Raw genomic sequence first — 23,209 nt, 5'->3', positions numbered from 1 at the left:
ACGGTCCGCGACGCCAGGGTCTGCGATGCTGCGGGCATGTCCAGCGCCCGCCCCGCCCCTGAGACCGTGACGCCGCACCCGCCCGCCGGACCGATGCCGCCACTGCTCACGCAGTCGTGGCTGGATCTGGCGTTCCTGCACTGGGCGGCCGACCCGGCGGATGTGGCTCCGTTGCTGCCGGCGGGGACGGTACCGGACACCTTCGACGGGACGACGACGTACGTAGGGCTGGTGGCGTTCCGGATGTACCGGGTGGGGTGGCTCGGGCTGCCGGGTATCCCCTACCTGGGGACCTTCCCGGAGACCAACGTCCGGCTGTACTCCGTGGACGAGCACGGGCGGCGCGGTGTCGTCTTCCGGTCCCTCGACGCCTCGCGGCTGGTCCCCGTCCTCGTGGCGCGGGCCGCGTTCCGGTTGCCGTACGTGTGGTCGCGGATGGACATCGCGCGTTCCGGCGACACCCTGACGTACACGAGCACCCGGCGGTGGCCCGGACCGCGCGGTGCGCGGAGCCGGATCGTGCTGCGGGCGGGGGATCCGATCGGCGAACCCACGCCCTTGGAGCACTTCCTGACCGCCCGTTGGGCCCTGCACAGCTCCTTCTTCGGGCGGACCGCCCACCTGCCCAACGCCCATCCCCGCTGGCTCCTGCACCGGGCGGAGCTGCTGGAGTACGACGAGGACCTGGTGGCCGCCGCCGGGCTGCCGGCGCCGGTCGGGGAGCCGGTGAGCGTGCTGTACTCGCCGGGTGTTCCCGTGCGGTTCGGGCCGCAGCGCAGGCCCCGTACCGTCGGCTGAGCGCCGGGTCCGGATCGAGGGGCGCCGCGTCCTCACCGACAGCCTGCCCGGAAGGCGCACGATGCCACCGCTTCAGGAATCCGCGCGGCTCGTGGGCAGATGCCGGCGGGAGACCGCGTGGGTCTTGCGCATGATGCGGTACACGTGCTGCTCGACCGTGCGCGGCGACAGGTGCAGCGCGACGGCGATCTCACGGTTGGTCAGCCCTCCCGCGGCGAGGACCGCCACCTCCTGCTCACGCGGTGAGAGCGCGTCCCCGTACGCCGGCCGCCCGCGCCCCCGGGCATCCGCCGCCTCGCCCGCGAGCGCCCGGGAATGGCCCGAAGGCGCCAGTTCGCGCAGGGTGCCGCGGGCCCGCAGCGCGTCCCACGAGGCCCCGAGGGACTCAAAGACCCGGAGCGCCTCCTCCAGGTCCCGCAGCGGCCCCTCGGCCGGGCCTCCGGCTTCGGCGTCGGGAGGCCGAGCCACCAGGCCGCACCGGCCGGCCGACTCCAGGTCGAGTGCCCGGCGGTACGGGGCGCCCGTCCGCTCGTGCACGAGGGCGGCCCGCCCGAACAGCCCGCGGGCCTCCGGACGCTCCCCCGCGTGCTCCGCCAGCAGGGCCCGGCAGCGCAGCAGGGCCGCCCCCGCCGTGCGGCTGTGGTGGGCGCGCAGTCCTGAGGCGAACTCGGCGACCGCCGATCGCGCGGTGTCCTCCCCGCCCGCGAGCAGCCAGGCCTCCACCGCCCACGGCGCCGCGTGCCCCGCCCACACCCACACGCCCTTCGCGCGCAGCCGGTGCCAGATCCGGTCGGCCGTAGCGACCGCCTCGGCGGTGTTCTGCCGTGCCACGGCCATGCGGATACGGATGCCGGCCGCCGACACCTCGTAGGGGAACTGGGAGAACACCCGCGGCATATCGTCGAGGCCGGGCTGGAGAGTGACGCAGTCCTCCCACGCCCCCTGGGCGAGGCCGAGGTGCAGCAGGACGAGCCGGGCGTCCACCCGGGTGCCCACCCCCGACAACAGCCCCCGGCTCTCCCGGCCGAGCCCGGACCACTCACCCCGCTCCAGCCGGAGCAGCAGCTCCGTCCCCCGGTCGCACTGGGTGATGAAGGGGGCCGCGGCGGCGGCCCAGGGGGTCGCGCTGCGGCGGAGCAGCACCGCCGCCTGCCGGAGGTCGCCGTTGAAGACGGCACAGCAGGCCGCGTTGCTCAGTGCGCGGGTGAGGTACTCGTTGCGCCGGGAGTCCGGCCCGCCGTCCGGATCGGGCAGCCTGCCGGGCCGTCCGGGAACGCGCCGGCGCTCGCCGCACGCCACCGCGATCGTCCCGCGTACGGCGCGGGCCGCGAGCAGGTCCGTGGGATCCCCGGAGGCCTCGGCCGTGGCACGGGCCCGCTCCCACCAGTGCAGGTTGGCATCCAGTCCGTAGACGGCGGACAACGGGTTCGCGAGCGCGGCCAGGGCCCGTACGCGCAGGTCGGGCCGGGAACGCAGCTCGGACACGGCGCGCTCGGTCTCGGCCTTTCCCTCGCTCCGGCAGAGCTGGCTGTTGAGGACCAGCCCGCGCTCCAGCCGGATCTCCCCGCGGACCTCGTCGGCGAGCTGGGAGAGGACGAGGATCTGCCCCAGAACGTCGACGGTGCCGGCCGAGGGGAGGGTGAGGAGGGCGTTGCGGGTCAGGCCGAGGGCGAGCCGCCCGGCCGCACGGGCGGGCAGGTCGGGGCGGCCGAGCAGGGAGCGGAGCAGGCTCACCGCCGCGCCGGGGTCGGCCAGGGCGTTCGGATCGTCGGCCGCGCGCTCGGCTGCCCTGAGCCAGGCGCCCTCCCGGCCCCCGAGGCGCTCGTGGTGCGCGACCGCCACCCAGGACACCTCGCCGCCCCGGGTCAGGACACCGGCGGCCCGCCGGTGCAGGGAGCAACGGATCGGGCCGGGGAGAGCGGCGAGGACGGCGGAGGCGGCGAGCGGGATCGTGAAGCCGTAGCGGTCGGGCGCCCGCTCCTCCAGGAGTCCGGAGCGCAGCGCCTGGACCAGTCCCGCTCCTGCCGCCGACCGACCGAGCCCGGCCACCCGTCGCAGATCCCGTTCGCGGGAGCCGCCGCCGAGCACGGCGGCGGCCCGCACCAGGGCGGTGGCGTCCTCCCCCAGGGTGGCCATCCGTGCGGCGATGTGCTGGCTGAGCCGGACCGGTGGTTCCACCTCCTCGTCCTGGAGGGCCGCTGCCGCGTCCGTGGTCTCCGCCAGGACGTCCAGCAGGTCCCGCACGGTCTGCGGGTTCCCCCGGCCAGCAGATGGAGCCGGTCCGCGAGCCGCTCGGAGCTGCGCTCGGGACCGAGGACCTCCAGCGCCAGTGCCCTCGTCCGGTCCCGCTCCCACGGCCCGAGGCGTTCGCGCCGGATGCGCAGAGCGGGCGGGAGCTCCGGATCCATTCCCAGCGGGCATGCGGGGTGCGGGAGTTCGGCGGGCCGGTAGCTGACCACCGTCACGAACCCCGGCCTGGCCTCCCGCAGCCAGGCGCGCAGCCACGGGACCGTCCCGTCCGGTGCGCGATGGACGTCCTCGACGACGAGGAGAGCGGGAGCCTCGACAGCCGTGAGGTCCGGTGGGGCGGTGCTGGCGGCGACCGGCGTGTGGTGGAGGGTGCGGGCGCCCCAGTCGGCCGCGGCCCGGGCCCACCGCGCCGCCAGCGTGGTCTTGCCGGTCCCGGCCCCGCCCTCCAGCAGCACCAGCGCGGGGCGGCACTCGGCGCCCGCCAGGGACGACCGCAGGAACGCCGCACCCGGGAGTGGCTGGAAGAGGCCGCTTCCGTCGTCGCCCGCCACAGCGCCTCCCGAAGGAAGGGCCGGCTCCGCGGCCGACCGGAAATTCGTGCTCATACCGTATGTTTCGTCAGCTGTGCTGTACACCCTCGCGCACCGGGCGTCCCTGTGGTGTGCGGGCCGTCGAGTGGTGGACCCGGGTCGTGATGCGGCCGCGGTCGACCAGCACCGCGACCGCCTGCCGTACCTCCCGCTCGGCCAGGGGTGAGCCGGAGCGCAGGTCGAAGACCACCGTGCGGATCTCGGCAGCCGCCGCCTCCGTCATCCGCCCGGACTCCCCGCCGGGCTCGTAGGTGGAGGTCCGGTCCGAGGGCAACTGCCGGTAAGCCACCTCGACACCGCCGCGCCGCCATGCCCCGAAGGTCACCGTGCAGCCGCGCACCGAGACGCTGTCCAGGCCGGCGAAGAGCGTCGCCGGGCCGACGTCGGTGGCGATACCGAGCATCCGCTCGAAGGAGAACCGCACGTCCTGGGCGGTCAGAGGGCGCCCGTTGGCGAACGTCAGCCCTGCGCGCAGGGTGCACGCGTACGCGGTGAGGAACGCGTCGGGGAAGCGGCAGCTCTCGGCCGCGTCGGGCACCGGTGCGGCCGAGCCCGGCCGGAGGGTCAGCGGCGACTGGTAGAGGTTGCTGTAGAGGGCCCAGGAACCGGTGTCGTGGGAACCGGCCGGGTCCAGGCTGCCGACGACGTCGGTGGTGCCTACGGAGATCGGCCGTTCCCGGTCGCCGTCCTCGGACAGCAGGAGCCGGGCTCCCGCTCCGGCGGCCGGAACGGCGGTGCACAGCAGGGGTATCCAGATCCGCAGGGATCTCATGGTCGTGGTCCTTCGACGCCGTGGCGGACTGGGGAGGACGGGAGGAGCGGCGCCCGTCGGCGGCCGGAGGCCCGCACAGCCTCCGGCCGCCGCCCGGTCAGTAGACGATCGTGTTGCGGTTGATGATCGTCTTGGCGGCCCCCGTGGTGGAGAGCCCGGCCAGCGGGCGGTGCTGGGTGAAGAACTGCTTGAAGTCGGCGCTGACGTAGGTGTTCATGAGCTTGAGGGTGCGGTTCCAGTTGCCGCCGTCGGGTCCGTTCGGCCCCCACAGTTCGAGCAGTGCGGCGGCCACCCGGCCCTCGACCCAGTCGCCTTTGCCCCAGCCGCCCACGACCCGCTGGTCGAGCAGGTCGTAGGAGTCGCCGGTGCTGAACGTGTAGCGGGAGTCGCCGAGGGCGTACGCCGCGACGGCGTTGGCGAAGCCCTCCGTCCAGCCGCAGGCGGCCGAGGCGCCTCTGTCCAGGCTGTGGCCGTTGCAGTCGCGGACGGGGGGCCACTGCTTGTCGTGGAGCTGCCACTGGAACCAGTGGCCGGCCTCGTGGAGGATCAGGTGCTTCGAGTCCGGGTCATCGGCCTTGAGCACGACCCAGTCGGTGCCGTCGCTGGTGTCGCCCGGGAAGGAGGGGTGGTCCCAGTAGCCGCCGCTGGAGCCGTCCTGCCGCCAGGCGACCGTCAGCTGATCGCAGGCGGAGGTCTGGTGGGCGGTCCAGCAGAGGGAGCCGGTGCCGCGCTTGCCGTACAGCTGGTTCAGGGTGTCGGTGATCTTCCAGGCCTGCTGCATCGCCTTCGGAACCTTGACCGTGCCGAGGTCGGTGGTGGCCGCCGGGGTGTTCCGGGTGGCCGTGGTGAAGGTGTACTGCGTGGTGTTCTTCCAGTTCGGGTCGCCCTGCTTCGCCGTGCCCGCCCCGACGACCCGCCACAGGGTGCCGGCGCTGGAGAAGAACCGGACGTGGACGTCGCGCGGTGCGGCCGTGCCGGTGTGACAGGCGGAGAAGCGGCCGTCGGTGGCACCGGTGAGGCCGCTGCTCAGCCGTTCCACCTGGCCCGAAGCGGTACGGCGGCCCCACAGCTCCCAGTTGGAGTTCCGCGCCCGCTCGGTGACCAGGGGCTTGCGGGTACCCGCCTCGGCGTCGTTGTGGTCGAAGGCGAGGGTGCCGTTGAGACAGGTGGTGGACGCGGCGGCGGCCGTCCCGGCCGTGAGCGGCGTGGCGAGGGCTATTCCGGCGCCTACGGCCAGAGCGGCCGCCAGGACGCGGCGTCTGGTGGTCGGGGCGGCGGTGGGTCCGGCGGCCGGGGCGGACGGAGCATGCGATCGGGTGGGCATGACGACTCCTGGAATCGAGGGGGGCTCCTCGGGGCCGACAGGCCCGGGGAGAGGTGTGCGGGTGAGGGGAGTTCAGCGGTGCCGGTCGGCGCGGCCGCGCCGGTGGCGCAGGGCCGCGAAGCCGCCCGCCGCGACGACGGCGGCGACCCCGACGAGGAACCACGGCCGGTCGCCGGAACCGTGGGACCGGCCGGCCGCGTCGGGAGGAACCGCTGGTCCGGCCGAGGCGGCGCGTTCGCGCAGTGCCTTGGTGTAGCTCGCGATCGTCACGGTCCTCGGGGGCCCGGACCGGCCGCGACCCTCGGTCAGGGGGCGCAGGGCCCGGTCGCCGAGTGCGTACCACTCACGTCCGCGCGGCCCCTGGTCCTCGAAGAGGACCTCGTCCCCCTCCAGCCTCCGGGCCAGGCCGGCCTCGGTGGCGTCCTGGGCTGCCGCCACCGCGGCCCATCGCGGTGCTCCTCCGCCGGCCGGGGCCACCCGGGCGACCTGGAGGGTGACCACGCGTCCGTCGTCTGCGTGTGCGGTGACGGCCACATAGCCCGGCACCGCGAGCGGGAGACGTCCGCCGCGTCCGGCGAAGGCGGGGTCGAGGTGGTGGACCACGGTGCCCCGGTCGTCGACGCGCAGCGCGGCGGACTGCCCGGCGGGGATACCGAGGTTGCTGCGGGCCAGGTTGACCGCGCCGGGTGCACGGGCCGCGGCCACCGCCACCCGTACCTCCTGCTCCGGCAGTCTCTCGACCACCGGCCGCGGGGAATCGGCCACCGCGACGGTCTGCGCGGTCGGGGACCACAGCGCCGCGGCGGACAGGACGGTGACGGCCACCCGTCGGCCGGTGTGCCCGGACACGGCCTGCCTCAGCCGCTCTTGCGGATGTCGTAGATGGTGTCGGTCCACCTGAACTGCGAGGTGGGCGTCCGCACACCCAGGTCGTTCCAGGCCACGGTGGTCCGGCGCTGGGAGTCGGGCCCGGGGTCGGCGTAGCTGACCGTGGGGTTGGCGGTGCTGTAGGAGTCGTCGTAGCCGTAGACGACCACCGTGTGCTGGCTGTTCACGCTGGGGCCGTTGGTCCAGGTGACCCCCATGACGAAGGGGCTGTCGGCGTCGATCTCCCGCTTCACGGTGGAGAACGGCAGGTGGGACTGGGTCCACTTGGCCGAATAACCCGTCGCGTTGTAGCCCTTGACGATGTTCGGCCAGGCCAGGCCCTCGTCGGGGCACGACCGGTTCGCCGGGATGTTGCGGGCCACATGGCAGAACCGGTCCTGGTCGATCTGCGAGCCGTGGTACTTCTGGATGCTGACGGCGGTCGCGGCCCAGCACCAGTAACCGCCCTTCTGCACCTCCTGGGTGTACGAGAGGACGGCGGCCGCCGAGCTCTGCGCTCCGGCCAGGGTGCCGGCTATGGCGAGTGCCGCCGCGGCGGCGGTGCGGGCGATACGTGGGGACAACATGGGGGGTTGGCCTTCCTTCGTGCCGTCTCCGGGCAGCCGCGACCCACGAAGGGCGAGCTGGGAGCGCCGGAGAGCGGCGGGGGACATGCGGGGCGGGCGTCGCGGAGGGGCGGATCGGAGAAGTCCGTCGCGTGCGTGCGGGTCCACGGGACCAGCGCCCGGGGCCGCGGCGAAGAGGCAGTGCACCGGTCGTGCCGGGGTCTCCGTCGATCGGTGGGGTCTTTATACATGGACGTTGGGTAAACACGGCGACACCGAGTTGCCACCGGCACTTTTACGCCTGGCCGACGCTCGGGCCGGAATCCCTCCGCCCGCCCGGACGGTCACCGGAGGACGCGCGGGCGCGGGAAGGCCATCGGCACGCCGGTGCCGTGGGGCGGGGCCGAAGCCGGGAGGGGGAAACACCGGTACGGGACCGGGCCACGGAGGGCCAAGTCCTTCCGGGCAGTGCGTCGTCGGCCGCGGGCAGGCCGCTGCCCGTGGCCGACGACGCCATCGGCACGGGTCACGCGGGCCACGCGGTCGGCCGTGCCGGTGAGGCACGTGGACCGGCCGCCGCCCGGGGCATGCCCGTGCGGTGCCGGCCGGGGCGACGAAAGGGACACCCTTGGCTGTATCGAGCCTCCGTCGCGGACCCGGCCGACGTCTTGGAACCTATTCCTGTCGGGCGGCGGCGCATATACGGGGTGGCGGAATCGCTGATACGCAATCAATGCGACCCCCGGAAGGTGCCCCTGGCCCGTGGGGCACCTTCCCCCCGGAGGGTGCCCCACATCCGGATCAGGTGAGCAGCCACCTGCGGAAGTCGGCGTCGTAGCGGGTGCCGATGTTCTGCTTGATGTAGGTGCGGGCGGCCTGCCAGGAGCCGGCACGGTAGTAGCCGAGGATCTTGGCGACGTCGGCGGGCCGGTTCTCCATCAGGTAGTAGACGGCCAGGTACCCCCAGGCGTAGACACGGTCCTGGTCGTGCTGCTGCGTGGTGTCGAACAGGGTGCTGAGGTTGTACGTCTGCCGGGAGGCCTCACCGGCCGCCCAGGTGTTGTGCCGGCGGAGGTAGCCGTAGGAGACGTACTCGGCCAGGCCCTCGATCCACCACAGGGTGGGGGTGGAGATGTTGGCGTTCCAGTCGCCGTACATGTTGAACCGGCCGTCGAGGTAGTGCGTGTACTCGTGGTTGAGGTTCTTCACGGTGAACGCGGACGCGGTCTCGTCGCGGTAGGCGATGAAGCGGGCCTGGTTGCCCGGCGCGGAGGGGTTGCCCTCCAGGTACACGCCGCCGTTGTTCGTACTGACCCCGTAGAGGCTGCCCGCCAGTCTCCGGTACTCGGAGCTGGAGTTGAACACCACGACTTCGAGGCTGGTGTTGTTGTCTCCGCTGACCGGTTGGCTGTTGCTCTTCACGACGTTGTGGAAGTAGGCAGCCTGGCCGGCGAGGCTGGTACAGACAGAGCTGAGCTGGCCGCTCGTCATCTGCTGGGCACGGACGCGCAGCGTGCTGCTGCAACTGTGGTCGACGGGCAGGGTGGAGTTCACCGCCCGGGTCGCCACCTTGGCCGGGGCGCTGGAGCGCACGGCGGTCGGAGCGTCGGACGGCGCCGTGACGGCGGGGCCGTGCGGGGCCGGGGCCGCCGCGGCGCGGGGGACCGCGGTGCTCTGCGGGGTGCTCGCTGACGTCGGGGCCACGGCGAGGGTCGTCACCGCGCAGGTGGCCAGAACGGAGACGGCGAGCGGTATGAGGCGGCTGCGGGCCGGAACGTGGGGCATGACTCTCCCTGGGTGCGTGCCGTCGGCCGGACGGGCCGGGGCTGCCGGGACCTGGAACCGCTGTGCCTTGCCGCACGCCGGTCCGCAGGGGCATCGGAATGGAACGGAGACTTTCGGCCGGACGGCGCCTGGCCGTCGACTGGTGGAACTGTGGCGGCCCCGTCGGGAGGCGACAAGGCAGGAAAGGCGGATTCCGGATACGCAAGAAAACGGGCGTCCACGGCGGTGCCCGTGACGGCGCACCCCTCGGGGCGTGGGCCGTTACAGCTGTCCGACATCGCACCACCGAGCCTTGTGCGTCTGTATGAAGTGGACGCGGACAGCCGGTGCGAGACTGCCGCGCATCCCCTCCCCCGCCCTCCGCCCACGGCCGGTCCGACCGACTCCGGCCGTGGGCGGAGGAGTTCGCGGGGCCGGGAGGGGGGATCGCGCGCCGACCGGGCGCGGCAGGGACCACGAGACGCCAGGAGGCGCACGATGGATCGACGGGACGGATCACCCGGCACCGGGGACCGGACGACGGGGAGACCGGCCGCACCGGAGGCACTCTTCGGGCATGGCTGGGCCGTGACCGACCTCGCCCCGCGACCCGTCCCCGGCGCGGCCTGGGCGGCGAAGCGGCGTGCCGCGGTCTCCGCGAGATTTCCCGGGGAGCGCGTCGTCGTCCCCTCGGGCGGGCTGAAGGTCCGCAGCAACGACTTCGACTATGCGTTCCGGCCGCACTCCGCCTTCATCCACCTCACCGCCGAGCAGGGCACCGGGGCGGTGCCCGACAGCGTCCTGGTCTTCGAGCCGACCGGCGGCGGCCACGAGGTCACGCTCTTCGTCCGGCCGCGCTCTCCGCGCGATCCCGGCGCCGGCAGTACCGAGTTGCACCGGGACCCCCGCCACGGCGAGTTCTGGGTGGGCCGCAGGCGGACCCTGGCGGAGACCGCCGACTCCCTCGGAATCGGCACGGACCACCGCGACCGCGTGGAGGCCGCCCTCACCACCCGCGTCCCGACCCGGGTGGTGCGCGGTCAGGACCCGCTGGTCGACTCCCTGGTGCCGCCGTCCGCCGCGGCCGACGGGGAACTGCTGGCCTTCCTGTCGGAGCTGCGGCTGGTGAAGGACGCGTGGGAGATCGAGCAGATGGACTCGGCCGTGCGTCACACGGTCGCCGGGTTCCACGACGTGGCCGGTGAACTGTCGCACGCGATGCGCGCCCGGCGCGGTGAGCGCTGGATCGAGGGCACCTTCAACCGGCGCGCCCGGCTCGAAGGCCACGGCCTGGGGTTCGAGACCATCGCGGCGGCCGGGGCACACGCGTGTGCGCTGCACTGGACCCGCAACGACGGCCCGGTCAGGGACGGAGACCTGCTCCTGCTGGACGCGGGTGTCGAGGCCGACTCGTTCTACACCGGGGACGTGACCCGGACCCTGCCGGTCGGCGGGCGGTTCTCCGACGTCCAGCGCCGCGTCTACGACCTGGTGTTCGCCGCCCAGTCGGCGGGCATCGCCGCGCTGCGCCCAGGTGCGCCGTACGGTGCCTTCCACGACGCGGCCACCCGGGTCATCGCCGAGGGGCTCGACGCCTGGGGGCTGCGGCCCGGCGGCCGGCACCTGCCCCACGGTCCCGCGCTGTACCGCCGCTACACCGTGTGCGGCACGGGCCACATGCTCGGTCTGGACTGCCACGACTGCGCCGCCGCCCGTGACGAGACGTATGCCGACGGCACCCTGGAGGCCGGGCACGTCCTCACCGTCGAGCCCGGCCTCTACTTCCAGCCCGACGACCTGACCGTGCCCGAGGAACTGCGCGGCATCGGCGTGCGGATCGAGGACGACTTCGTCGTCACCGCCGACGGCGCCCGGTGTCTCTCCTCCGGGCTGCCGCGGGATGCGGACGGGATAGAGGCGTGGATAAGCGCGACACGGGGATAGCTATGACGCCCGGACCCGGGTCCCTGGTCCCGGGTCCGGGTGGCCGGGTGGCCGGATGGCCGGGCACCGTGTCCCGCCGACCGGCGCCCGACCGGCTCTGAGCCGGCTCCCTGCGTCGGCTCAGAGCCACCCCTCGGACTTGGCGTGCACGCCGAGCTGGAACCGGGACGACACCCCGGCGAGCGACATCAGCCGTTCGACGGCCCGCGCCAGCGTCCGCTTGCTGATGTCCAGGTTCCGTGCGGCGGCCTCGTCCGCGACCCCCGCCGCCAGCAAGGCGAGCAGCCGCCGCTCCAGGGGGCGCAGCACCGTGGTGCTCGCGCCCTCCCTCGCGGCGAGCGGCCGCGCCGACTGCCAGGCGGACTCGAACAGGGCCGACAGGGCGGGCAGCAGACTGCACGGGTGGACCAGCAGGGCTCCGTGATGGGTGTCGGCGTGCACGGAGCTGAGCGAGACCAGCGCGAAGCGGTCGTCCACCAGCATCATCTTCGCCGGTACCGAGGGCGCCATCCGGGCCTCCTCACCGGCGGCCGTGCACGGCACGATGTTTCCCTGGAAGTAGTCCGGCGTCTCGACCGAACTCTGCGCGTAGAGCACCCGGTAGGACACACCGCGGCCCAGGTTGGCGATCTCGACGGGGTTGGCGATGGTCGCCGCGCCATAGGGGGCCGTGTCGAAGCTGCGTACCTGGCTCACCGCACTGCGCTCCAGCTCGACCACCTTGCGTTGCAGGGAGGCCTGTTCGAGGACCTCGACGGTGGGCGCTCCCGGGGGCAGGCTGTGGGCCCGCCGATAGGACTCGTAGGCCGCGACGACCGCGGTCATCCCCGCGTTCAGGTCCGCCTTGCGCCGGGAGGCCAGGAGTTGGAGTCCGGCGGTCGGGTCCAACGGAACGACCGGATCGCCTTCCTGGCCCAGGGGGGCGAGCAGGGCGACCGACGCCAGCTCCGACAGCGCGGCGGTCAGCGTCTCTTCGGACTCGCCCACCCGGGCGGCCAGCTGGGCCGGGGTCAGCGGGCCCGTTTCGAGCAGGCGGCTGTAGAGCGCGGCGGCCTGCGCCGAGAGGCCGAGCGAACCGAGGTGGGAATGCGTCACGTCGGGCATCCTTGTCTCTCCCTGGCCGCACCACCGGACCCACAGCCGTCGCCAGGGCGTCGCATTCATGCCTGCGGCACTTCTCTGCCACAGATGAAAGTGCGGCGAGTGTATAAAGGAACCACCGGATGAAGGAAGATCCAGGTTGCTGCGTCTTCGCCTCCCGGGCCGTGTGCGACACGTACACACGAGCCCTTTCGCTCACCGGAGGGAAACCCCTGACGGGACGGCTGAATGCTGATCGGGCATTCCACCGCTTCCTGCTCCCGGTCCGCCCTCCCCACGCCGAGTGACGGGCCGGGGGCGGAACATCCGCAAAGAATCCCGCGCCCTCGACCGACGGGACGTCCTGAATTCTGACGCGTGCGATCGCGGAGCGGCTCCGACCGAGGGGAAGGCGTCATGACCAAGCCCTATTTCCAGGTGAGCGTCCCCACCACACACCGCGAGCAGCCCGGCAGGCATGGCCTGCACATCTTCACGGGACCGGCCTCGACCAGCGAGGAAGCCGTACGCTGCGCCCGCGAGGCGTGTGAGGCGGCGCTCGCCGCCGAGCGGACGGCCCCCGACGGCGCGCTGCCGGCCGTCGCTCGTTGGAGGGTCCGCGGTGTGTGCCGGGAATGGGCTATGGACTGGGAAGCGGCGACGGCCGCGTTCTGGGAGAACGAGGGCAGCCTGGAGTATCCGTTCCCCGTCGTCCGCACACGTTCGGAAGCCTGACCGTACACGGGCGGTGGATCCGGCGGCCCACCGGGCCGGAGCAGAATGGCCCGTGCGGATATCGGCAGCGCCGCAGAGGAGACGATGAGGGAAATCCTGGCCGTGACCGGTCTGCGGCCAGGAGAGAAAGTACGGGCGGACGATCAAAAACAAAAGCAGGGTGCCCGGAATACCCCTACGCAATCAATTCGGTCCGCCACCGGGCTCATAGCCGGGCGCCCCCGTGCGGTTCGAGCCACAGCGGCGCGGGCCCGAGGCCGGGGCCGCCCCGGGCTCCGCACACACTCACCCGTCCCGCCCCCGATGCGGCACACTGGACGTTTGGCCGCATCCGTGGCCACACCCCGCAGAAAGGGCCGAAGCGCGTGACCGGACCCCTCATCGTCCAGAGCGACAAGACGCTGCTCCTCGAAGTCGACCACGAGCTGGCGGACGCCTGCCGTCGGGTCATCGCACCCTTCGCGGAGCTGGAGCGTGCGCCCGAGCACATCCACACGTACCGGGTCACCCCGCTCGGGCTGTGGAACGCCCGTGCCGCCGGGCACGACGCCGAGCAGGTCGTCGATGCCCTGGTGGAGTTCTCCCGCTACCCCGTGCCGCACGCGCTCCTGGTCGACATCGCCGAGACGATGGCGCGGTACGGGCGGCTCACCCTCTCCAAGCACCCGGTGCACGGGCTGGTGCTCACCAGTACCGACCGGCCGGTGCTGGAGGAGATCCTGCGGTCGAAGAAGGTGCAGCCGCTCGTCGGCGCCCGGATCGATCCGGACACCGTGGCCGTGCACCCCTCCGAGCGCGGGCAGATCAAGCAGACCCTGCTGAAGCTGGGGTGGCCCGCCGAGGACCTTGCCGGGTACGTCGACGGCGAGGCCCATCCGATCGAGCTGGCCGAGGACGGCTGGGCGCTGCGGCCGTATCAGCGCCAGGCCGTCGAAGGGTTCTGGCACGGTGGGTCCGGTGTGGTCGTGCTGCCCTGTGGGGCCGGGAAGACCCTCGTCGGGGCCGGTGCCATGGCCGAGGCCAAGGCCACCACCCTCATCCTCGTCACCAACACCGTCTCCGCCCGCCAGTGGAAGCACGAGCTGGTGAAGCGGACGTCCCTCACCGAGGACGAGATCGGTGAGTACAGCGGGACGAAGAAGGAGATCCGGCCGGTCACCATCGCCACCTACCAGGTGCTGACCACCCGGCGTAAGGGCATCTACCCGCACCTGGAGCTCTTCGACTCCCGGGACTGGGGGCTCGTCGTCTACGACGAGGTCCACCTGCTGCCCGCCCCCGTCTTCAAGTTCACCGCCGACCTCCAGGCCCGGCGGCGGCTCGGGCTGACCGCGACCCTCGTACGGGAGGACGGGCGCGAGTCCGACGTCTTCTCGCTCATCGGGCCCAAGCGGTTCGACGCCCCCTGGAAGGAGATCGAGGCCCAGGGCTACATCGCGCCCGCCGACTGCGTCGAGGTGCGGGTCAACCTCACCGACTCCGAGCGGCTCGCCTACGCCACCGCCGAGGCGGAGGAGAAGTACCGCTTCTGCGCCACCACCGCCACCAAGCGGAAGGTGACCGAGGCGCTCGTACGCAAGCACCAGGGCGAGCAGACCCTCGTCATCGGGCAGTACATCGACCAGCTGGATGAGCTGGGAGAACATCTGGACGCCCCCGTCATCAAGGGCGAGACCAGCAACGCCCAGCGCGAGAAGCTCTTCGGGGCGTTCCGGAACGGGGAGATCAGCGTCCTCGTCGTCTCCAAGGTCGCCAACTTCTCCATCGACCTGCCGGAGGCGACCGTCGCCATCCAGGTCTCCGGGACCTTCGGGTCGCGCCAGGAGGAGGCCCAGCGGCTGGGGCGCGTCCTGCGGCCGAAGGCCGACGGGCACGAGGCGCGGTTCTACTCGGTCGTCGCCCGCGACACCATCGACCAGGACTTCGCGGCGCACCGCCAGCGGTTCCTGGCGGAGCAGGGGTACGCGTACCGGATCGTCGACGCGGACGAGCTGCTCGCGGGCAACTGAGACGGGAGAGCGGGAGTGCGGCAGGAATGCGACGGCAGCCTCAGCGGGCCCGCCGCACCCCCGCCTCCTCCGCGAACTCCCCCAGGACGACGACCCCGAAGGCCGCCGTCACGAACACCTTGACGGCGCGCACCGCGTCGCCGACGCGATGGGGTCGGTGGTGACCGGTGACCGCGGTCGCGCCGTGCGCGGGGCCGGTCCTGCGGGGGTTCAGGGTTACTGTGCTCATGTATCCATGGTGCTGCCGTCACCCGTTCGGCCGCGTCGGTCCGCAGAGGGAACCTGCGCACCGGGCACGTAGGTCTGCGGTACCGCTCGAGCCGCACGCATCCCCTACGGGTATCCCTCGCCTCTCCTCCGCCGGGCGGGGCCGTTAATCCGCTTCGCCGCCGCCCGGCGCTGTGGCTACAATCGCCGGTCTGCCCGCCTCCCGCGCCGTATCGACGGCCCCGGGAGCGCCGCCGACCGGACGGAAACCGGCCGACACACGCGAACGAACCTTCCGAGCGGACCGTCCTGCTCCGGCCCCCGCCGGAACCGATGGCGGTCCGCCGGGTTGCGTCGAAGAGCCGTCCCCAGCCGTCGAGAGGTCGTCGACGAGCCGTTGAAGAGCCGGAGGCAACACCGTGCCCGCGCACGTAGCGACAAGCGATTCCACCACCGAACCCGCCGATCCCCTGGCGCACGAACGCGCTCATCTCGCCGCGTCCCGCGCCGCCCTGCGGGCGATGCGCGAGGACGTCCAGGCCCTCGACATCCGGGATGTCACCGCCAACTGGGTCAACGCCGCCGTGCTCCAGTCCCAGATCGACGACCGCATCAAGGCGCTCGCCGACCTCTCCCACACCCCCCTGTTCTTCGGCCGCCTCGACTATCTCCACGCCGTCGGCGGCGACCTGGCCGAGGGGGCGGAGGGCGAGCGGTTCTACATCGGGCGCCGGCACGTCCACGACGCCGCCGGGGACCCGATGGTCATCGACTGGCGGGCCCCGGTCTCCCAGCCGTACTACCAGGCGTCCCCGAAGAACCCCAGGACGTCGGGCTCCGCCGCCGCTTCGGGTACACCGCCGGTGAGCTCACCGCGTACGAGGACGAGCACCTCACCGACCCCGCCGAGATCGCGCACACCAGCCGCCTCCTCCAGGCGGAGATCGAACGTCCCCGCGTCGGCCCGATGCGCGACATCGTCGCCACCATCCAGCCCGAGCAGGACGAGATCGTGCGCAGCGGCCTCGGCGGCACCGTCTGCGTCCAGGGCGGCCCCGGCACCGGGAAGACCGCCGTCGGCCTGCACCGGGTGGCCTTCCTGCTCTACGCGCACCGGGAGCGGCTCGCCCGCACCGGCACCCTCGTCATCGGGCCGAACCGGTCCTTCCTCCACTACATCGAACAGGTCCTGCCCGCCCTCGGTGAGCTGGAGGTCAAGCAGGCCACCGTCGACGACCTGGTGACGGCGGACGTGGAGGTGCGCGGCACGGACGACGCGGCCGCCGCCGTCATCAAGGGCGACGCCCGCATGGCCGAGGTGCTGCGCCGGGCCGTCCGCTCGCACGTCACCACCCCCACCGAGCCGGTCGTCGTGGTGCGCGGGTCGCGGCGCTGGCGGGTGCCCGCGTACGAGATCGAGGAGATGGTCGACGAGCTGCTCGCCCGGGACATGCGGTACGGCTCCGCCCACGAGGCCCTGCCGCAGCGGATCGCGCACGCCGTCCTCGTACGGATGGAGGAGGCCGGCGAGGCCCCCGACGACCGGGTGCAGAACACCGTGGCCCGCAGCCCCGCGGTCAAGGCGGCCGTGAAGGCGATCTGGCCCGCCGTGGACCCGGCGAAGCTGGTGCTGCGGCTGCTGTCCGACCCGGAGTTCCTGGCCGTCCACGCGGAGGGGCTGCTCGGCGAGGACGAGCAGAAGCTGATCCTTTGGGCGAAGCCCGCCCGGAGCGTGAAGTCGGCCAAGTGGTCGGCGGCGGACGCGGTGCTCATCGACGAGGCCCGCGACCTGGTGGCCCGTACGCACTCGCTCGGCCATGTCGTGCTCGACGAGGCGCAGGACCTCTCCCCCATGCAGTACCGGGCGGTGGGGCGGCGGTGTTCGACCGGCTCCGCGACCGTGCTGGGAGACCTCGCGCAGGGGACGACGCCGTGGTCCACGGAGAGTTGGGGCGAGGCGCTGTTCCACCTGGGCAAGGCGGACGCGGTGGTGGAGGAGCTGACGGCGGGCTTCCGGGTGCCGCGCGAGGTGATCGCCTACGCCTCCCGGCTGCTGCCCGCGATCTCGCCGGGTCTCGCGGCGGTGGAGTCGGTGCGGGAGTCGCCGGGGTCCTTGGTCGTACGGGAGGTGGGCGGGGCGGACGCGCTGGATGCCGCCGCCGTCTCCGCCTGCGAGGAGTCGCTGCGCCACGAGGGGTCCATCGGGCTGATCGCCGCCGACGCCCGGATTCCGGCGCTGGGTGCGGCCCTGGGGGCGGCGGGGCACGCGTATCTCTCGCCCGGGGAGGAGACCACCGCCGAGTCCCGGCTGACGCTGGTGCCCGCGTCGCTGGCGAAGGGCCTGGAGTACGACTACGTGGTGCTGGACGAGCCCGCGGCCGTGGTGGACGGCGAGCCGGACGAGCGGACCGGGCTGCGGCGGCTGTACGTCGCGCTGACCCGTGCGGTGTCGGGGCTGACGGTGGTCCACGCGGCGGCGTTGCCGGAGGCGCTGGGGTAGGGCCCGGGGAGGGGCGGGGCCGGAGCGGCCCCGCCCCTTGCCTCCTGGCTCAGGCGTCGAGGGCCTCGCGCCACTCCCGTACCGCCGCCGCGTCCACCGGCGCCGACCAGCCGGAAGGACGGGCCGCACCGCCGATGTGGAAGGCGTCGATGCCCGCCGCCCGGAGCCGCGGCAGGTGGTGGAGCTGGAGCCCGCCGCCCACCAGGATCTGCGCCTCGTACCCCGGCTCCCCGGCACGGTCGGCCTCCGCGAGGAGCGTCGGGATGCCCGCGTCGACCCCGTCCGGCGAACCGGCGGTGAGGTACGTGTCCAGGCCGGGCAGGTCCGCGAGCTGCTTGCGCAGGGCGTCTCGGTCGGTGGCCCGGTCGATCGCGCGGTGGAACGTCCACCGGGCGCCGTCCAGCTGGGCGACGACCCGCTCCACCGCGACGAGGTCGGCGTGGCCGTCCTCGTCCAGGAAGCCGAGGACGTACTCATCGGCGCCCTCCGCCCGCAGCTCGCGGGCCCTGCGGACGAGCGCCTCGACGTCACCGGCGGCGAATCCGTCCGCCAGCCTGAGCATGACGCGCAGCGGGATGTCCACGGCGGACCGGATCGCCGCGAAGGTCTGCCGTGACGGCGTCAGGCCGTCCGCGGCCATGTCGGTGACCAGTTCGAGGCGGTCTGCACCACCTGCCTGGGCGGCGACCGCGTCCTCCGCGTCGAGAGCGATCACCTCCAGGACTGCACGGTTGCTCATGGGTCCCCATTCCTCCGATACGCGGCTATAGGTCTAGTCCAATGGCCAGCCTACGGGGCGGCCGTGCGGCCGCGCAGCCCTCCATCTGAACGCATGATCGCGGAGATGCGCACCCCGGCCCCGCAGGCCCCTCCCGGCGCGCCTTGCGCTTCATAGGGGTGGGGGGTATACATAGGGAGAGGGCAAGATACCCCCTAGGGGTATTAGGGAGAGCCCCTGAGACCGCCCCGAGGAGGCCGCCATGCCCACGCAATCCGCCACCACCGGCACCGGCAGTGAGACCGCATCCGGCACCGCCGCCCGCACCGCCGAACTCACCATCGGCGGCATGACCTGCGCCTCCTGCGCGGCCCGCATCGAGAAGAAGCTGAACCGGATGGACGGTGTGGAGGCGACCGTCAACTACGCCACCGAGAAGGCGAAGGTGACGTACCGGGGCGAGGACGTCTCCGTACAAGATCTGATCTCCACCGTCGAGGCCACCGGCTACACCGCACAGGAACCACCGCCGCCCGAGGCGAGCAGGAGCCGGACGGAGGCGGAGGCCGAGGAACCCGACGACGGGCTCACCGCCCTCCGCCAGCGCCTCGTCACCTCGCTCGTCCTCGCCGTCCCGGTGATCGCGATGGCGATGATCCCGGCCCTCCAGTTCGACAACTGGCAGTGGCTCTCCCTGACGCTGGCCGCCCCCGTCGTCGTCTACGCCGGCTGGCCCTTCCACCGCGCCGCCTGGACCAACCTCCGGCACGGCGCGGCGACGATGGACACGCTGATCTCGGTCGGCACGTCGGCCGCGTTCCTGTGGTCGGTGTGGGCGCTGTTCTTCGGTACGGCGGGGATGACCGGGATGACGCACCCGTTCGAGCTGACCATCGCGCGCAGCGACGGCGCCGGGAACATCTACCTCGAAGCCGCCGCCGGGGTGACCGCCTTCATCCTCGCCGGGCGCTGGTTCGAGGCCCGCTCCAAGCGGAAGGCCGGGGCGGCGCTCCGGGCGCTGATGGAGCTGGGCGCGAAAGAGGTCACCGTCCTGCGCGACGGCCGCGAGGTGACCGTGCCGGCCGCCGAACTCCAGGTCGGGGACCGCTTCGTGGTCCGGCCCGGGGAGAAGATCGCCACCGACGGCAGGGTCGTCGAGGGCAGCTCGGCCGTGGACGCCTCGATGCTCACCGGCGAGTCCGTACCCGTGGAGGTCGCCGCCGGTGACTCCGTGACCGGCGCCACGATCAACGCCGGCGGCCGCCTCGTCGTCGAGGCCACCCGGATCGGCTCCGACACCCAACTCGCCCGCATGGCCCGCCTGGTGGAGGACGCCCAGAACGGCAAGGCCGCCGCCCAGCGCCTCGCCGACCGCATCTCCGCCGTCTTCGTCCCCATCGTCATCGCACTGGCCCTGGGAACGCTGGGCTTCTGGCTGGCCAGCGGCGCCGGGCTGACGGCTGCCTTCACGGCGGCCGTGGCGGTCCTGATCATCGCCTGCCCCTGCGCCCTCGGCCTCGCCACCCCCACCGCCCTCATGGTCGGCACCGGACGCGGCGCCCAGCTCGGCATCCTCATCAAGGGCCCCGAAGTCCTCGAAACCACCCGCCGCGTCGACACCGTCGTCCTCGACAAGACCGGCACCGTCACCACCGGCAAGATGACCCTCCTCACCGCCCACACCGCCGAAGGCACAAACGAGAACGACGTCCTGCGACTGGCGGGCGCGGTGGAGCACTCCTCCGAACACCCCATCGCGCAGGCCGTGGCGGCAGGCGCCGTCGACCGACTCGACGGGGCCACCCTCCCCACCCCGAGGACTTCACCAACATCCCCGGACTCGGCGTCCAGGGCGTCGTCGAGGGACACGCCGTCCTGGTCGGCCGGGAGCAGCTGCTGACCGAGTGGGAGATCCGCCTCCCGGACGCGCTGGCCCGCGCCAAGGGCGAGGCCGAACGCGCCGGGCGCACGGCCGTCACGGTCGCGTGGGACGGGGAGGCGCGGGCGGTCCTGGAGGTCGCGGACGCGGTGAAGGGCACCAGCGCCGAGGCCGTCCGGCGGCTGCGCGCCCTCGGCCTCACCCCGATCCTCCTCACCGGCGACAACCGGGCCGTGGCGGAGGCGGTGGCAGCCGAGGTCGGCATCGACAAGGTCTACGCCGAGGTCATGCCCGAGGACAAGGTCGACGTGGTCAAGCGGCTCCAGGCGGAGGGCCGGAGCGTCGCGATGGTCGGCGACGGGGTCAACGACGCCGCCGCCCTCGCCCAGGCCGATCTGGGTCTGGCCATGGGTACGGGGACGGATGCCGCGATCGAGGCCGGTGACCTCACCCTCGTGCGGGGAGACCTGCGGGCCGCCGCCGACGCCATCCGGCTCGCGCGCCGCACGCTCTCCACGATCCGGACGAATCTGTTCTGGGCCTTCGCCTACAACGTGGCCGCCCTTCCCCTGGCCGCCGCAGGGCTCCTCAGCCCGATGATCGCCGGGGCCGCGATGGCGTTCTCGTCGGTGTTCGTGGTGGGCAACTCGCAGCGGCTGCGGGGCTTCAAGGGGGCGTGAGGGGACGTGGGGGGCTCGTGATTCACGCCTGTACGGGGCCCGTACAGGGGCACGTGCCGGGGGGGCTCCTTCCGCTCCCCCACAGGACGGCTCACGCTCCTACGGGGTCCTCACGCCCGTACGACGAACCGCACCCGCGTCCCCGGAACCGCCTGCGCCGCCCCGGCGAGGGCGGTTTCCGGTACGACGCCGACGACCGGGTAACCGCCGGTCGTCGGGTGGTCGTTGAGGAAGACGACGGGCCTTCCGTCCGGGGGCACCTGGATCGCACCGAGCACCATGCCCTCGCTGGGCAGTTCGCCGTCGCGGGCCCGCTCCAGGGCAGGCCCTTCGGTGCGGAGGCCGATGCGGTTGCTGTGCGGGGAGACCCGGTAGGCGGCGGCGGTGAGCGTACGCAGCGCGGTGGCCGTGAACCAGGTGTGGCGGGGGCCGAGGTGGAGGGGGAGCACCAGCTCGGCGGGGGCGCCGGGCCAGGGAACGGGTCCTTCGCCGGCCGGTGGCTCCCCGGCCGGTCGGCCCAGCGGCAACGTGTCGCCCTCCGCCAGCGGGGCCGGACCCAGACCCGAGAGGAGGTCGGCGGAGCGGCTGCCCAGCACCGGCTCCACCTCCAGGCCGCCCGCGAACGCCAGATAGCCGCGCACCCCGGTCACCGCGGGGCCCACGTCCAGCACCGCGCCCGCCGGTATCCGCACGGGCGCGCCCCAGGCCACGGGCCGTCCGTCGACGCTCACCCGGCACCCCGCACCGCCGACGACGGCCGCCACGGGCCGGTCGGGGCGGACGGCGCACCCGGTGACGGTGGTCTCCAGGAGGGCGGCGCCCGGCGGGTTGCCCACGAGCCGGTTGGCCAGCCGGGCGGCGGCCGCGTCGAGGGCCCCGGCCCGCCCCACGCCGAGATGCGCCCAGCCGGGCCGGCCGGCGTCCTGGACGGTGGTGAGGGCGCCGGGCCGGACGATGTGGAGGAGCCCGCTCCGTACGGCGGTCATCGGAGCGGTTCCGTACGGGAAACGGGTACGGGCTCCGAGGCCACGAACCGCACCCGCGTCCCCGGCCCGAGCAGCGCCGCCGGTTCCCGGCCCGGGTCCCACAGGGCCGCCGGGTCCACCATCCGCCCGATGAGCTGCCAGCCGCCGGGCGAAGGGCGCGGGTAGACCCCGGTGTACGGCCCGGCGAGGGCCAGCGCCCCGGCCGGAACCCTCGTACGCGGGGTGGTGCGCCGGGGCACATGCAGCCGCTCGGGCAGCCCGGTCAGATACCCGAACCCGGGCGCGAACCCGCAGAAGGCCACCCGGAACGCGGTACGCGAGTGGAGCCCGGGCACCTCGTCGACGCCGACGCCCCAGAGCGCGGCGACCTCCGCCAGATCGGGTCCGTCGTAGACGACGGGGATCTCGACCGCCTCGCGCACCTCGTGGCGCGGGGGCGGCAGGACCCAGGTGACGAGATCGCGCGCAAGCCGGTCCCGGGCGGCGGACGCGCTCTCCCGTGCCTTTTCGCGGTTGCGGACGCCGTCGCGTGTCCTTTCGTGATGGCCGTCCCCGTGGAGTGCCTTCTCGTGGGGGCCGATCCCGTCGAGGAGGACGGTCCGGGCGCCGGGAACGATCTCGCGTACGCCGGGGAGTGCGCCCCGCTCGCGGCGGCGGAGAAGCTCGGCGTGGAAGGCCTCGGCGTGGTCGCCGTCGGCCAGTTCGACGAGAAGGGCGTGCGCCCCGGCAGGCAGCACGCGTACCTCCGTACGGTCGCCCCCCGGGCTCATGTGAACGCCTCCACCCGCACGCCCGCGTCCTCCAGCGCCACCCGCACCCGTCGGGCGAGGGCGGCGGCGCCGGGGGTGTCGCCGTGGACGCAGAGCGAGCGCGCCTCGACGGGTATCCGGCTGCCGTCCGCCGCGGTGACGGCCCGGTCCAGCGCCATGCCGACACCGCGACGTACGACCTCGTCGGCGTCGTGCACCACCGCACCCGGTTCGCCGCGTGGGACCAGCGTCCCCCGCGCGGTGTACGCCCGGTCGGCGAAGGCCTCCTCAACGGCGGGCAGCCCGGCGGCGGAGGCCTGGGCGAGCAGGTGGGAGCCGGGCAGCCCGAGGACGGTGAGGCCGCCGCCTGCGAGCCGGACGCCCGCGACGACGGCGGCGGCCTGCTCCTCGTCGTGGACGGTGCGGTTGTAGAGGGCGCCGTGCGGTTTGACGTACGAGACGGTGGAGCCGGCCGCTTCGGCGAACACCCGCAGGGCGCCTATCTGGTACGCGATCTCGGCGGCCAGCTCGTCGGACGGCACGTCCATCGACCGTCGCCCGAACCCGGCCAGATCCCGGTAGGAGACCTGCGCCCCGATCCGTACCCCGTTCACCGCCGCCGCATCACAGACCCGCCGCATCACGGAGGCATCACCCGCGTGGAAGCCGCACGCCACATTGGCGCTGGTGACACAGGCGAGGAGCGCTTCGTCGTCGGTCAGGGTCCAGCGGCCGAAGCCCTCACCGAGATCCGCGTTCAGGTCCATCTTCACGAGCGCACGCTAGTGACC

16 protein-coding genes and 2 pseudogenes are annotated in these 23,209 nt (G+C 73.3%); 6 read left to right on the top strand and 12 right to left on the bottom strand.

What is annotated here, in order from left to right; genetic code table 11:
* The first annotated feature begins 36 nt into the window (after positions 1–36).
* On the top strand, positions 37–798 hold the full coding sequence (locus D6270_RS19210; RefSeq protein WP_109164322.1) for a YqjF family protein: 762 nt from the start codon (positions 37–39) through the stop codon (positions 796–798).
* 72 nt (positions 799–870) lie between these two features.
* Here D6270_RS19210 and D6270_RS19205 read toward each other — a convergent pair whose 3' ends face one another.
* The 6 genes from D6270_RS19205 to D6270_RS19180 form a co-directional block, all read right to left on the bottom strand.
* Complete coding sequence (locus tag D6270_RS19205) at positions 871–3,042, bottom strand: helix-turn-helix domain-containing protein (protein ID WP_225976902.1); 2,172 nt, start codon at positions 3,040–3,042, stop codon at positions 871–873.
* Positions 3,043–3,666: 624 nt separating this feature from the next.
* On the bottom strand, positions 3,667–4,410 hold the full coding sequence (locus tag D6270_RS19200) for an ABC transporter substrate-binding protein (protein ID WP_225976901.1): 744 nt from the start codon (positions 4,408–4,410) through the stop codon (positions 3,667–3,669).
* A 97-nt stretch (positions 4,411–4,507) separates the two neighbouring features.
* Positions 4,508–5,734 carry a metalloprotease gene (locus tag D6270_RS19195; protein WP_109164324.1) on the bottom strand — a complete coding sequence of 409 codons (1,227 nt, stop codon included), beginning with the start codon at positions 5,732–5,734 and terminating at the stop codon, positions 4,508–4,510.
* 72 nt (positions 5,735–5,806) lie between these two features.
* Positions 5,807–6,583, bottom strand: coding sequence for a hypothetical protein (locus D6270_RS19190; RefSeq protein WP_109164325.1), 777 nt, complete (start codon positions 6,581–6,583; stop codon positions 5,807–5,809).
* A gap of 8 nt (positions 6,584–6,591) precedes the next feature.
* The gene (locus tag D6270_RS19185; RefSeq protein ID WP_109164326.1) at positions 6,592–7,188 is read right to left on the bottom strand and encodes a papain-like cysteine protease family protein; all 597 of its coding nucleotides are present in this window, start codon (positions 7,186–7,188) and stop codon (positions 6,592–6,594) included.
* A gap of 780 nt (positions 7,189–7,968) precedes the next feature.
* A complete protein-coding gene (locus tag D6270_RS19180; protein ID WP_109164327.1) occupies positions 7,969–8,952 on the bottom strand; it encodes a collagenase in 984 nt (327 codons plus the stop codon).
* A 477-nt stretch (positions 8,953–9,429) separates the two neighbouring features.
* Here D6270_RS19180 and D6270_RS19175 point away from each other — a divergent pair, with 477 nt between their 5' ends.
* Positions 9,430–10,875, top strand: a complete 1,446-nt coding sequence (locus D6270_RS19175) for an aminopeptidase P family protein (protein ID WP_109164328.1) — start codon at positions 9,430–9,432, stop codon at positions 10,873–10,875.
* 120 nt (positions 10,876–10,995) lie between these two features.
* On the opposite strand, the gene D6270_RS19170 is transcribed toward D6270_RS19175, so the two are convergent.
* A complete protein-coding gene (locus tag D6270_RS19170; RefSeq protein WP_109164329.1) occupies positions 10,996–11,979 on the bottom strand; it encodes a TrmB family transcriptional regulator in 984 nt (327 codons plus the stop codon).
* A gap of 393 nt (positions 11,980–12,372) precedes the next feature.
* On the opposite strand from D6270_RS19170, the gene D6270_RS19165 reads away from it, so the two are divergent.
* Both D6270_RS19165 and D6270_RS19160 read left to right on the top strand, forming a co-directional pair.
* The gene (locus D6270_RS19165; RefSeq protein ID WP_109164330.1) at positions 12,373–12,690 is read left to right on the top strand and encodes a hypothetical protein; all 318 of its coding nucleotides are present in this window, start codon (positions 12,373–12,375) and stop codon (positions 12,688–12,690) included.
* 365 nt (positions 12,691–13,055) lie between these two features.
* Positions 13,056–14,699, top strand: coding sequence for a DNA repair helicase XPB (locus D6270_RS19160; protein ID WP_109164331.1), 1,644 nt, complete (start codon positions 13,056–13,058; stop codon positions 14,697–14,699).
* 40 nt (positions 14,700–14,739) lie between these two features.
* Here the strand turns inward: D6270_RS19160 and D6270_RS19155 are convergent, their stop codons facing one another.
* Entirely contained in the window at positions 14,740–14,928 is a 189-nt protein-coding gene (locus tag D6270_RS19155) for a hypothetical protein (RefSeq protein WP_109164332.1), read from the bottom strand.
* 397 nt (positions 14,929–15,325) lie between these two features.
* Here D6270_RS19155 and D6270_RS19150 point away from each other — a divergent pair.
* A pseudogene (locus D6270_RS19150) lies at positions 15,326–17,406 on the top strand (HelD family protein).
* A gap of 49 nt (positions 17,407–17,455) precedes the next feature.
* On the opposite strand, the gene D6270_RS19145 reads toward D6270_RS19150, so the two are convergent.
* Positions 17,456–18,145 (bottom strand): copper homeostasis protein CutC, encoded by a 690-nt coding sequence (locus D6270_RS19145; protein ID WP_109164334.1) that lies wholly within the window; start codon positions 18,143–18,145, stop codon positions 17,456–17,458.
* Positions 18,146–18,473: 328 nt separating this feature from the next.
* Here D6270_RS19145 and D6270_RS19140 point away from each other — a divergent pair.
* Positions 18,474–20,683 (top strand): annotated as a pseudogene (locus tag D6270_RS19140) (heavy metal translocating P-type ATPase).
* 110 nt (positions 20,684–20,793) lie between these two features.
* On the opposite strand, the gene D6270_RS19135 reads toward D6270_RS19140, so the two are convergent.
* The 3 genes from D6270_RS19135 to D6270_RS19125 are packed head-to-tail and all read right to left on the bottom strand — an operon-like array spanning position 20,794 to position 23,185.
* On the bottom strand, positions 20,794–21,669 hold the full coding sequence (locus tag D6270_RS19135; protein WP_109164335.1) for a 5-oxoprolinase subunit C family protein: 876 nt from the start codon (positions 21,667–21,669) through the stop codon (positions 20,794–20,796).
* Positions 21,666–22,439 (bottom strand): 5-oxoprolinase subunit B family protein, encoded by a 774-nt coding sequence (locus D6270_RS19130; protein ID WP_109164336.1) that lies wholly within the window; start codon positions 22,437–22,439, stop codon positions 21,666–21,668. Before D6270_RS19130 ends, D6270_RS19135 begins: the two co-directional genes overlap by 4 nt.
* Positions 22,436–23,185 carry a LamB/YcsF family protein gene (locus D6270_RS19125; protein WP_109167368.1) on the bottom strand — a complete coding sequence of 250 codons (750 nt, stop codon included), beginning with the start codon at positions 23,183–23,185 and terminating at the stop codon, positions 22,436–22,438. Before D6270_RS19125 ends, D6270_RS19130 begins: the two co-directional genes overlap by 4 nt.
* Positions 23,186–23,209: the final 24 nt, after the last annotated feature.

Source organism: Streptomyces griseus subsp. griseus, from assembly GCF_003610995.1.
In the GTDB taxonomy this organism is placed as follows: domain Bacteria; phylum Actinomycetota; class Actinomycetes; order Streptomycetales; family Streptomycetaceae; genus Streptomyces.
This window is presented reverse-complemented; position numbering and strand designations above follow the sequence as displayed.